General features: G+C 71.9%; 10 protein-coding genes. 9 read left to right on the top strand and 1 reads right to left on the bottom strand.

Annotated elements, in window-relative coordinates; all coding sequences use genetic code 11:
• The 9 genes from infB to dapB all read left to right on the top strand — a co-directional run.
• A partial coding sequence (gene infB / locus AC529_RS01130) for a translation initiation factor IF-2 (RefSeq protein ID WP_083947841.1) occupies positions 1-2,014 on the top strand: 2,014 nt, incomplete at its 5' end.
• Positions 2,015-2,124: 110 nt separating this feature from the next.
• On the top strand, positions 2,125-2,418 hold the full coding sequence (locus AC529_RS01125; RefSeq protein ID WP_068753068.1) for a DUF503 domain-containing protein: 294 nt from the start codon (positions 2,125-2,127) through the stop codon (positions 2,416-2,418).
• Between the two features lie 4 nt (positions 2,419-2,422).
• Entirely contained in the window at positions 2,423-2,863 is a 441-nt protein-coding gene (rbfA, locus tag AC529_RS01120; RefSeq protein WP_068753067.1) for a 30S ribosome-binding factor RbfA, read from the top strand.
• Positions 2,864-2,866: 3 nt separating this feature from the next.
• Positions 2,867-3,748 carry a tRNA pseudouridine(55) synthase TruB gene (truB, locus tag AC529_RS01115; protein WP_068753066.1) on the top strand — a complete coding sequence of 294 codons (882 nt, stop codon included), beginning with the start codon at positions 2,867-2,869 and terminating at the stop codon, positions 3,746-3,748.
• 141 nt (positions 3,749-3,889) lie between these two features.
• Positions 3,890-4,837: a bifunctional riboflavin kinase/FAD synthetase gene (locus AC529_RS01110; protein WP_068753065.1), complete on the top strand. Its 948-nt coding sequence runs from the start codon at positions 3,890-3,892 to the stop codon at positions 4,835-4,837.
• A gap of 242 nt (positions 4,838-5,079) precedes the next feature.
• Entirely contained in the window at positions 5,080-5,349 is a 270-nt protein-coding gene (gene rpsO, locus AC529_RS01105) for a 30S ribosomal protein S15 (protein WP_068753064.1), read from the top strand.
• Positions 5,350-5,766: 417 nt separating this feature from the next.
• Positions 5,767-8,067 (top strand): polyribonucleotide nucleotidyltransferase, encoded by a 2,301-nt coding sequence (locus tag AC529_RS01100; RefSeq protein WP_068753063.1) that lies wholly within the window; start codon positions 5,767-5,769, stop codon positions 8,065-8,067.
• Positions 8,068-8,199: 132 nt separating this feature from the next.
• The gene (locus AC529_RS01095) at positions 8,200-9,537 is read left to right on the top strand and encodes a M16 family metallopeptidase (RefSeq protein WP_068753062.1); all 1,338 of its coding nucleotides are present in this window, start codon (positions 8,200-8,202) and stop codon (positions 9,535-9,537) included.
• A gap of 96 nt (positions 9,538-9,633) precedes the next feature.
• A complete protein-coding gene (gene dapB / locus AC529_RS01090) occupies positions 9,634-10,374 on the top strand; it encodes a 4-hydroxy-tetrahydrodipicolinate reductase (protein WP_198156253.1) in 741 nt (246 codons plus the stop codon).
• 57 nt (positions 10,375-10,431) lie between these two features.
• On the opposite strand, the gene glpK is transcribed toward dapB, so the two are convergent.
• On the bottom strand, positions 10,432-11,928 hold the full coding sequence (gene glpK, locus AC529_RS01085; protein ID WP_068753061.1) for a glycerol kinase GlpK: 1,497 nt from the start codon (positions 11,926-11,928) through the stop codon (positions 10,432-10,434).
• Positions 11,929-12,153: the final 225 nt, after the last annotated feature.

Below are 12,153 nucleotides of genomic sequence, written 5' to 3'. Positions count from 1 at the left end.
CCGGAGCACCCCGGGGGGCGGCGGCCCGCGTCCCGGCGGCTTCGGCGGCCGTCCCAGCGGCGGCGGCCGCGGCCGCGGCGGCGGCACGGCGGGAGCCTTCGGGCGTCCCGGCGGCCGTCCGGGCCGCGCCCGCAAGTCCAAGAAGCAGCGGCGCCAGGAGTTCAACGACATGCAGGCGCCGTCGTTCGGCGGCGTCAAGATCCCCAGCGGCAACGGCAAGGTGATCCGGCTGTCGCGCGGGGCCTCGCTGGCCGACTTCGGCGAGCGCATCGACGTCAACCCGGCGTCGCTGGTGCAGGTCGTCATGTTGCAGTTGGGCGAGATGGTCACGGCCACCCAGTCGCTGCCGGACGAGACCCTGCAACTGCTGGGCGAGGAGCTCAACTACACGGTCGAGGTCGTCAGCCCCGAGGACGAGGACCGCGAGCTGCTGGAGTCCTTCTCCATCGAGTTCGGCGAGGACGCCGGAAGCGAGGAGGACCTCAAGCCGCGCGCCCCGGTGGTGACCGTCATGGGTCACGTCGACCACGGTAAGACCCGGCTGCTCGACGCGATCCGCAACACCAACGTGGCCAGCGGCGAGGCGGGCGGCATCACCCAGCACATCGGCGCCTACCAGGTCACCACCACGGTGGACGGTGAAGAGCGCAAGATCACCTTCATCGACACCCCGGGCCACGAGGCGTTCACCGCCATGCGTGCCCGCGGTGCGCAGGCCACCGACATCGCGGTGCTGGTGGTCGCGGCCGACGACGGCGTCAAGCCGCAGACGGCCGAGGCCATCGACCACGCCAAGGCGGCCAACGTGCCGATCGTGGTCGCGGTCAACAAGATCGACCTCGAGGGCGCCGACCCGCAGAAGGTCCGGGCGCAGCTCACCGAGTACGGCCTGGTGGCCGAGGAGTACGGCGGCGACGTCCAGTTCGTGGACATCTCCGCGAAGCAGAACATCAACATCGACGGACTCCTCGAGGCCATCATCCTGACCTCGGACGCCGAGCTGGACCTGAAGGCCAACCCCGACATGCCGGCCCAGGGCCTGGCCATCGAGGCCTACCTGGACCGCGGCCGCGGATCCATGGCCACCGTCCTGGTGCAGCGCGGAACGCTGCGCGTCGGCGACTCGATCGTCTGCGGCGACGCCTACGGCCGCGTCCGCGCGATGCTCGACGAGAACGGCAACCCGGTCAAGGAGGCCGAGCCGTCCCGTCCGGTGCAGGTGCTCGGACTGACCAACGTGCCCAGCGCGGGCGACAACTTCCTGGTGGTCAAGGACGACCGGGTCGCCCGCCAGATCGCCCAGCAGCGCGAGGCGCGCGAGCGGTTCGCGCAGCAGGCCAAGGCCAGCCGCCGGGTCACCCTCGACAACTGGCAGAAGACCCTGGAGGAGGGCAAGCGCGAAGAGCTGCTCCTCATCATCAAGGGCGACATGTCCGGTTCGGTGGAGGCGCTGGAGGAGTCCCTGCTCAAGATCGACGTGGGCGGGGACGAGGTCGCGATCCGCGTGATCGGCCGCGGTGTCGGCGCGATCACGCAGAACGACATCAACCTGGCGGCCTCGGCCGGTGCGATCATCATCGGCTTCAACGTTCGGCCCGAGGGCAAGAACAGCGAGCTGGCCGACCGCATGGGCGTGGACATCCGCTACTACTCGGTCATCTACCAGGCCATCGAAGAGGTGGAAGCGGCCCTCAAGGGCATGCTCAAGCCCGAGTACGAGGAGGTCCGGCTCGGCACCGCGGAGATCCGCGAGGTCTTCAAGGTGCCGCGGGTCGGCAACATCGCCGGTTCGATCGTCCGCGACGGCCTCATCAAGCGCAACTCCAAGGCACGGCTCATCCGCGACGGGGTGGTCATCTCCGACAACCTCACCGTCGAGTCGCTGCGCCGGTTCAAGGACGACGTCACCGAGGTCCGCGAGGGCTTCGAGTGCGGTATCGGAATCGGCTACAACGACATCCGCGTCGGCGACGTCATCGAGACGTTTGAGATGCAGGAGAAGCCGCGCGACTGACCCTTCGGGGAGGTCGGGGCCCGGCAGGTCTGCCGGGCCCCGACCCGGGGCCCCACAGCGGTCCGTGCCGGGAGACGGCATCCACAACTACAGAATCACGGGGTGAGCGCGTGTTCGTCGGGGCCCTGACGCTGGACCTGCTGCTGGGTGACGTCCGATCACTGAAGCAGAAGCGTTCCGTCGTGCGTCCCATCGTGGCCGAGCTCCAGCGCAAGCACAGGGTTTCGGTCGCCGAGACCGGCAACCACGACCTGTACCGGCGCTGCGAGATCGGAGTGGCGGTGGTCGCCGCCACCGCGGCGCACTGCACGGCGCTGATGGACTCCTGCGAGAACCTGGTCGCCAATCACCCCGAAGTCGAGCTGCTGTCCGCCCGACGGCGGCTCTTCAACGACGAGGAATAGAGCGATGGTTGACGCCGCACGCGCGAGCAAGCTCGCCGACCGCATCCAGCGGATCGTGGCCGAGATGCTGGAACGCCGTATCAAGGACCCGCGCCTGGGCTTCGTGACCGTCACCGACGCGCGGCTCACCAACGACCTGCGCGACGCCACCGTCTACTACACGGTGTTCGGCAGCGACACGGAGAAGGCCGGGACCGCGGCGGCCCTGGAGAGCGCCAAGGGGCTGATCCGCTCCGAGGTCGGCCGCCGCACCGGGCTGCGGCACACCCCCACCATCACCTTCGTGGCCGACGAGGTGCAGGCCAACGCCCAACACATCGAGGAACTGCTGGCCAAGGCCAAGATGGCCGACGCGGAGGTGGCCCGCGCCGCGGCCAACGCCCGCCCGGCCGGGGATCCCGACCCCTACCGCACCCCGCGCGTCCGCGAGGACGAGGACGACTGACCCATGACCGACGGCGTCGTCATCGTCGACAAGCCCGCCGACTGGACCTCCCACGACGTGGTCGCGAAGGTCCGCCGCCTGGCGGGGACCCGCCGGGTCGGCCACGCCGGCACCCTCGACCCGATGGCCACCGGGGTGCTGGTGCTGGGCGTGGGCCGGGCCACCCGCCTGCTGGGGCACCTCGCCCTCACCGAGAAGGTCTACGAGGCCACCATCCGCCTGGGGCAGACCACCACCACCGATGACGCCGAGGGCGAACCGCTGGAGCACCGCGCCGCGGACCGGGTCGGCGAGGACGAGGTCCGGGCCGGCGCCAAGGCGCTCACCGGGGTGATCCAGCAGGTGCCGCCGCAGGTCAGCGCGATCAAGGTGAACGGCCAGCGCGCCTACCGCAGGGCGCGCGCGGGCGAGTCGGTCGAGCTGCGGGCACGCGAGGTGACGGTCCGCGAGTTCGAGGTGACCGGGTTCCGCCGCGTCGCCGACCCCGGCGGGGACTTCGTCGACGTCGACGCCCGCGTCACCTGCTCCAGCGGCACCTACATCCGCGCCCTGGCCCGCGACCTGGGCGCGGACCTCGGCGTGGGCGGACACCTCACCGCGCTGCGCCGCACCCGGGTGGGCCCCTACACCCTGGACCAGGCCGCCACCCTGGAGGAGCTGGCCGCCGAGTTCACCCTGATGCCGCTGGCCGAAGCGGTCGCCGCGGCCTTCCCGGTCCGCCGCCTCACCGAGGCGGAGGCCCGCCGGGTGGCCCACGGCAACCGCATCTCCCCGAGCGGGCACCCCGGCCCGGTCGGCCTGTTCGCCCCGGACGGCAGCGTGCTGGCCCTGGCCGAGGACCGCCCCGGCTACGGCAAGCCCGTGGTGGTCTTCGCCGGGAACTGACGGCGCGGTCCCCGCCTCCGGGTGCCCGTCCGGCCCCGGTCCCGGCCGCCGCACGGAGGGGAGATCACGGGGAGTAACATGGCGCGGGGCGGCACCCGATCCGCCGCCCGCCCTGTCGACCACACCCCTGATGGGAGAGCGGTGAGCGTACGGCTTTGGCGCGGCCTGGACGAGGTGCCCGCTGACTGGGGACGCTCGGTCGTGGCCGTCGGAACCTTCGACGGAGTCCACCTCGGCCACCAGCACCTCCTGCGCCAGGCCCGGGGGCACGCCGACCGGCTGGGGCTGCCGCTGGTCGTGGCCGCCTTCGACCCCCCGCCCGGACTGGTGCTGGGCACCCTGGAGCCCGCCGTGGTGCTCACCGGCGCCGACTACCGGGCCCGGCTGCTGGCCGAGCAGGGCGCGGACGCGGTGTGCCTCCTGCCGTTCACCCCGGAGTTCGCCGAGCAGCCCGCCGCGGAGTTCGCCGAGCGCGTCCTGGTCGGCGCGCTGCACGCCGCGGTGGTCGTCCCCGCCGGGTACGGCGACCGCCTGCCCGCGGGGGACGCCGACGAGCTGCGCGCCCTCGGCAAGGAGCACGGCTTCGCCGTGGAGGAGGTGCAGCCCGCCGCCGGCACCGAACCGGTCACCTCCGCCCGGGTGCGCTCCCTCGTCACCGAGGGGGACGTCGCCGCGGCGCACGCCGCCCTGGGGCGCCCGCACCGCGTCGAGGGCGTGGTCGTGCACGGCGCGGCCCGGGGCCGGGAGCTGCTCGGCTTCCCCACCGCGAACCTGGAGTGCCCCCCGCACACCGCCGTCCCCGCCGACGGCGTCTACGCGGGCTGGCTGGTCCTGCTCGACGGGGTGGAGGAGCAGGAGCGGTGGGCGGCGGCCGTCTCGGTGGGCACCAACCCCACCTTCGAGGGGACCGCCCGCACGGTCGAGGCCTACGCCCTGGACCGCGACGACCTGGAGCTGTACGGCCTGCACATGGCGGTGGAGTTCACCCACCACATCCGCCCCATGCTGCGCTTCGACGGCATCGAGGAGCTCATCGCCGCCATGGGACGCGACGTCGCCCGCTGCCGGGAGCTGCTCCTGGGCGGCTGAGCCGCGGCACGCCCCTGCCGCGGCCGCCGCGCAACGGTAGTAAGCTTGCCTGGAAGTCGGCTGTAGCGCCGACCCTCGGCCGTGCCCGCTGCACTGCCCGTCCGGGCCCGCGGCACGCCGGGTGCACCATCCCGTCCGACGACTGTGGGCGCGCACGGTTGTCGGCTTTCGACGGTCCGTCCGGACCGGTTTCCCGAAAGCACAGGTCAAGGTCCGCGCGCCGAGACGTAAGAAGGAGCGTCGTGTCGATCGACAGCGACACCAAGAAGAAGATCATCGCCGAGTACGGTACCTCGGAGGGTGACACCGGTTCGCCCGACGTGCAGGTCGCGCTGCTGACGCACCGCATCACCCAGCTCACCGAGCACCTCAAGCAGCACAAGCACGACCACCACAGCCGTCGTGGCCTGCTGCTGCTGGTCGGTCGTCGGCGCCGGCTTCTCCAGTACATCGCGAAGAAGGACATCAACCGCTACCGTCAACTGATCGAGCGCCTCGGTCTGCGCCGGTAGCCGGTTGCCAGCGGAGAGGGGAGTGGCCGCCGCCGCTCCCTTTTCTTAGTAGTGTGGACTCGTTACCGGCTCCCGCGGCGGGGTAGTACCTTGCCGCGACGTGTCGGTCGACAACTGAAAAGCAGACCATTCCCGCGCCCCACCCTCGGCCGTTCCAGCCGCGGTGGCATCTGCCGGCAGGTGAGGAAGGACCTCACCACGGTGTCGAGGCCGGTCCTCGGTAGTGGTTCCCCGACGCGTCCGTAACCGACGGCGCCTCCGGGGGACTTCGATCGATGGCCGGCCGTCAGGGCCATCGCCGTGCGGTCGTGGACCGCCACACGCGGCGTCGCGGAGCCGTACGACTCCTTCGGGACGGACACTCTTCTCAACGGGGCACGGACGCGGGAGCTTCGTTCACCGTGTAGGAGGTCGCCCATGGAGGGCGTGTATTCCGCCGAGGCCGTCATCGACAACGGCCGCTTCGGCACCCGTACCATCCGTTTCGAGACCGGTCGGCTGGCCCGCCAGGCAGCCGGATCGGCCACCGCCTACCTCGACGACGAGACCATGGTCCTGTCGGCGACGACCGCGTCGAAGCGCCCCAAGGAGGCCCTCGACTTCTTCCCGCTGACCGTCGACGTCGAGGAGCGCATGTACGCGGCGGGGCGCATCCCCGGCTCCTTCTTCCGCCGTGAGGGCCGCCCCTCCGAGGACGCCATCCTCACCTGCCGCCTGATCGACCGGCCGCTGCGCCCGTCCTTCCAGAAGGGGCTGCGCAACGAGATCCAGATCGTCGCGACGGTCCTGGCGCTGCACCCCGACCACCTCTACGACGTCATCGCCATCAACGCCGCCTCGATGTCCACCCAGTTGGCCGGGCTGCCGTTCTCCGGCCCCATCGGCGGGGTGCGCGTGGCGCTCATCGAGGGCCAGTGGGTGGCCTTCCCGACCCACTCCGAACTGTCCAACGCCACCTTCGACATGGTGGTGGCCGGCCGGGTGCTGGACAACGGCGACGTCGCGATCATGATGGTCGAGGCCGAGTCCACCCCGCACACCCTCCGACTGGTCGCCGAGGGCGCGATCGGCCCCAACGAGCAGACCGTCGCCGAGGGCCTGGAAGCCGCCAAGCCGTTCATCAAGGTGCTGTGCCGCGCCCAGCAGACGCTGGCCGACGCCGCGGCCAAGGAGACCGTCGAGTACCCGATCTTCCTCGACTACCAGGACGACGCCTACGCCGCCGTCGAGGGGGCGATCCGCTCCGAGCTGGCCTCCGCCCTCACCATCGCCGACAAGCAGGAGCGCGAGGCCGAGCTCGAGCGGGTCAAGACGCTGGCCGCGGAGAAGCTCGCCGAGGACTTCGAGGGCCGCGAGAAGGAGCTGGCCGCGGCGTTCCGCGCGCTCACCAAGAAGCTGGTGCGCGAGCGCATCATCAAGGAGCGGGTCCGCATCGACGGCCGCGGGGTCAAGGACATCCGCTCCCTGACCGCCGAGGTCAACGTCGTGCCGCGGGTCCACGGCTCCGCCCTGTTCGAGCGCGGCGAGACCCAGATCCTGGGCATCACCACGCTCAACATGCTGCGCATGGAGCAGACCATCGACACGCTCAACCCCGAGCGGACCAAGCGCTACATGCACAACTACAACTTCCCGCCGTACTCCACCGGGGAGACCGGCCGGGTGGGCTCGCCCAAGCGCCGCGAGATCGGCCACGGCGCGCTCGCCGAACGCGCCCTCCTGCCGGTGCTGCCCTCGCGGGAGGAGTTCCCCTACGCCATCCGGCAGGTGTCGGAGGCCCTCGGCTCCAACGGCTCCACCTCCATGGGGTCGGTGTGCGCCTCCACCATGTCGCTGCTGGCGGCGGGCGTGCCGCTCAAGGACATGGTCGCGGGCATCGCCATGGGCCTCATCGCCGAGGACGGCGAGTACGTCACCCTCACCGACATCCTCGGCGCCGAGGACGCCTACGGCGACATGGACTTCAAGGTCGCCGGAACCCGCGACCTCATCACCGCGCTGCAACTGGACACCAAGCTCGACGGCATCCCCGCCGAGGTGCTGGCCGCCGCCCTGCAGCAGGCCCGCGGGGCGCGCCTGGCGATCCTCGACGTCATGGCCGAGGCGATCGACAGGCCCGCCGAGATGAGCCCGTACGCGCCGCGCATCCTCACCATCAAGGTGCCCGTCGACAAGATCGGCGAGGTCATCGGCCCCAAGGGCAAGATGATCAACTCGATCCAGGACGAGACCGGCGCCGAGATCACCATCGAGGACGACGGCACCATCTACATCGGCGCCACCGACGGGCCCTCCGCGGAGGCGGCCCGCGACACCATCAACAGCATCGCCAACCCGACGATGCCCGAGGTCGGCGACCGCTACCTCGGCACGGTCGTCAAGACCACCGCGTTCGGCGCGTTCGTGTCGCTGCTGCCCGGCAAGGACGGCCTGCTGCACATCTCGCAGATCCGCAAGCTGCACGGCGGCCAGCGGATCGAGAACATCGACGACGTGATCAGCATCGGCGAGAAGATCCAGGTCGAGATCCGCGAGATCGACGACCGCGGCAAGCTCTCGCTCATCCCGGTGGAGGTCATCGAGGCCGAGGCGGCGGCCGCCGCCAACGGCGAGGCGGACCGCGACGCGGCCAAGAAGTCCGACAACGGCGGCGAGCAGCCGCAGCCGCGTCGGCGCCGCCGCACCCGCTCCTCCAGCCGGTCCAGCGAGAACACCTGATCTGTCCCGCCACCGCCCGGGGCGTCCGGGCGGTGGGAGAACCCGTCGGGCGGCCGTACCGTAAGAGGACGGCCGCCCCCCGTTTACCCGAGGGGCGACCCCACCGTTTCCGCTTTCGCTGAAGAAGGACCCATGACGACAGTTCCGATCGCGGCCGAGCAGGAACCGGGCACCACCGTCACCGTGCTTCCCCCGCAGAACGGCACCGGCCTGGTACGGCGCACCGTGCTGCCGGGCGGCCTGCGGGTGGTCACCGAGACCATGCCGGGAGTGCGCTCCGCGGCCTTCGGGATCTCGGCCACCACCGGGTCCCGCGACGAGGACGCGGCCCACGCCGGCTCCGCGCACTTCCTGGAACACCTGCTGTTCAAGGGCACCGAACAGCGCAGTGCCCTGGACATCTCCGCGCTGCTCGACGGCGTGGGCGCCGACTACAACGCCTACACCACCAAGGAGCAGACCACCTACTACGCCAAGGTCCTCGACCGCGACCTGCCGCTGGCCATCGACGTCATCAGCGACATGATCGCCAACTCGGTCCTCGACCCCGCAGAGGTGGAGACCGAGCGCGGGGTGATCCTCGAAGAGATCGCCATGTACGAGGACGAACCCGCCGACGTGGTCGACGACGTGTTCGCCGCGCACTTCTTCAAGGACTCCCCGCTGGGCCGGCCCATCCTGGGCACCAACGACACGATCCGCGCGCTGCCCCGCGAGCGCATCCTCGAGCAGTACCGGAAGGCGTACGTGCCCTCCGAACTCGTCGTCGCCGCCGCGGGCAACCTCGACCACGACGAGGTGGTGCGCCGGGTCGCCGAGGCGTTCCGCGACCTGCTCGAGGCGGCCGGGGACGCCCGCCCCGCCCCGCCCCGCATCGGCGGCCCCACACCCGCCACCCACCCGGGAACGGTGCTGGTCAGCAGGGACACCGAACAGGCCCACCTGATCCTGGGCCGCGAGGGCGTCCACCGCACCGACCCGCGCTGGTACGCGCTGCGGGTCCTCGGCGCGATCCTGGGCGGCGGCATGTCCTCCCGGCTGTTCCAGGAGGTGCGGGAGAAGCGCGGCCTCGCCTACGCCGTGCACGGCTACTCGTCCAGCTACTCCGACACCGGCCTGTTCCAGGTCTACGTCGGCTGCCTGCCCGACAAGATCGACGAGGTGCTCGACGTCTGCCGCACCGAGCTGGCCCGGGCGGCCGCCCACGGCGTCCTCCCCGAGGAGCTGGCCCGCGCCAAGGGGCAGATCCGCGGCTCCTGGGTGCTGGGCACCGAGGGCACCAACGCGCGCATGAGCCGCCTCACCGGCCACGAGCTGGGCCGCACCCGCCACCTCTCCCTCGACGAGGACCTCGCCCTGTTCGACGCCGTCACCACCGACGACGTCAGCGAGGTCGCCGCCGACATCCTCAACCGGCCCGAGGCCCTGGCGGTGGTCGGCCCCTACGAGGAGGGCCGCTCCTTCGGTTGACCCGGCCGCGGGGCGCGGACGGACCACCCGGACCGGCCGCGCCTGTACGGCCCCGGCGCGGACCGCCTCCCACCTGCGTCCGGTACGGTGAGACCCGTGATCAAGGTAGGAGTGTTCGGCGCCCTCGGGCGCATGGGGTCAGAAGTCGTCAAGGCCGTCGAAGCGGCGGAGGACACCGAACTGGTGGCCGGGATCGACAGCGCGGACGAGCGCGACAAGGTGCTCGGCGCCGACGTGGTCGTCGACTTCACCCACCCCGACGTGGTGATGGACAACCTGCGCTGGCTCGTCGACCACGGCATCCACGCGGTGGTGGGGACCAGCGGCTTCGACGAGGGCAAGCTGGCCGAGGTGCGCGGCCTGCTCGACGCCCGCCCGGGGCCCAACGTGCTCATCGCACCCAACTTCGGCATCGCGGCCGTGCTCATGATGAACTTCGCGGCCAAGGCGGCCCCCTACTTCGAGTCGGCCGAGATCGTCGAGCTGCACCACCCGAAGAAGGCCGACGCGCCCAGCGGGACCGCCTACCGCACCGCCGAACTGATCGGGGCGGCGCGCGCCGAGGCGGGCCTGGCCCCCGCCCCCGACGCCACCACCTCGGAACTGCCCGGCGCCCGGGGCGCCCAGGTCGCGGGAGTGCGGGTGCACGCGCTGCGGATCACCGGCATGATCGCCCACCAGGAGGTCGTCTTCGGCACCCACGGCGAGACGCTGACCATCCGCCACGACTCGATGAACCGCGAGTCGTTCATGCCGGGCGTCCTGCTGGGCGTCCGCCGGGTCGCGTCCCTGCCGGACCGGCTCACCGTCGGGCTGGAGTCCCTGCTCGGACTCTGACGGGCTTGTGCCCGGCCCCGGGGAGGAGCGGCCGGTCCCCGGCCCCCTCCCCGGCGGCTACTCCCGTTCCGCCTCCACCCAGCCGAGGGTGCGCTGCACCGCCTTCTTCCAGTTGCGGTACTCGCGGTCGCGCAGCCGCGGGTCGATCGCCGGGGTCCACACCGCGTCGCGCCGCCAGTTCGCGCGCAGACTGTCCAGGTCGGGCCAGTAGCCCACGGCCAGCCCCGCCGCGTAGGCGGCTCCCAGGCAGGTGGTCTCCGCGACCTTCGGCCGCACCACCTCCAGGTCCAGCACGTCGGCGAGGGCCTGGTTGAGCAGCGCGTTGGCGACCATGCCGCCGTCCACCTTCAGCGAGGTCAGCGGGATGCCGGAGTCGCTGTTCATCGCGTCCACGACCTCGCGGGTCTGCCACGCGGTGGCCTCCAGCACCGCGCGCGCCAGGTGCGCCCGGGTCACATAGGAGGTGAGCCCGGCGACGACCCCGCGGGCGTCGCTGCGCCAGTGCGGCGCGAACAGCCCGGAGAACGCGGGCACGATGTAGCAGCCGCCGTTGTCGGAGACCGTGGACGCCAGCTCCTCGATCTCCGCGGCGTGCGAGATCATCCCCAGGTTGTCGCGCAGCCACTGCACCAGCGAGCCCGCCATCGCGATGGAGCCCTCCAGCGCGTACACCGCGGGCCGGTCGCCGATCCGGTAGCCCACCGTGGTGAGCAGGCCGTTGGCGGAGACCACCGGCTCGGTCCCGGTGTTGAGCACCAGGAACGCGCCCGTGCCGTAGGTGCCCTTGACGTCGCCCGGGTCGAAGCAGGTCTGCCCGAACAGCGCGGCGTGCTGGTCGCCCAGCGCCGCCGCCACCGGCACCCCCTCCAGCGGCCCGCGGGCCGTGCCGTACACCTCGGAGCTGGACCGGATCTCGGGCAGCATCGCCGCGGGCACGCCCATCGCGTCGAGGATCTGCTCGTCCCAGTCCAGGGTGTGCAGGTTCATCAGCATGGTGCGGCTGGCGTTGGTGACGTCGGTGACGTGCCGCCCGGTGAGCTTCCACACCAGCCAGGTGTCCACCGTGCCGAACAGCACCTCGCCGCGCTCGGCGCGCTCGCGCAGCCCTGGCACCTCGTCCAGCAGCCAGCGCAGCTTCGGCCCGGAGAAGTAGGTGGCCAGCGGCAGCCCGCACCGCTCCCGGAACCGGTCCTGGCCCGCCTCCCCGCCCAGGACGTCCAGCAGCCGGTCGGTGCGGGTGTCCTGCCACACGATCGCGTGGTGCACCGGCTCGCCGGTCCTGCGGTCCCACACCACGGTGGTCTCCCGCTGGTTGGTGATGCCCACCGCGGCCAGCCGGTCCGGGGTCAGCCCGCCCGCCGCGAGCGCCTCCTCGACCACCGCGACCACGTTCGCCCAGATCTCCGCGGCGTCGTGCTCCACCCACCCGGGCCGGGGGAAGATCTGGCGGTGCTCGCGCTGCCCCACCGAGACGACGTCGCCGCGCCGGTCGAAGACGATGCAGCGGCTCGACGTGGTGCCCTGGTCGATCGCCGCCACGTACTGTTCGGTCACCGGACCCCGCCCTTCCGTTCCGCGCGTTCCACGGTCGCCACCGACGTTAGCGGGATCACACCCGTCCCGGGGAGCCGACCGTCCGCGGGCGCGTCCCGGGGCCGGGCGTGGAGCCGGGAGGCCGGGCCGCTGCGGCTCCGGGGTCAGGTCGGCCGGGGAGAACTCGGACATGACGCCGGAGGCGGCGCAGGCGCTTCCCGGCGGCCCCGGAACCGGGGTGGGCGC

Source organism: Thermobifida cellulosilytica TB100 (assembly GCF_001517975.1).
In the GTDB taxonomy this organism is placed as follows: domain Bacteria; phylum Actinomycetota; class Actinomycetes; order Streptosporangiales; family Streptosporangiaceae; genus Thermobifida; species Thermobifida cellulosilytica.
This window is presented reverse-complemented; position numbering and strand designations above follow the sequence as displayed.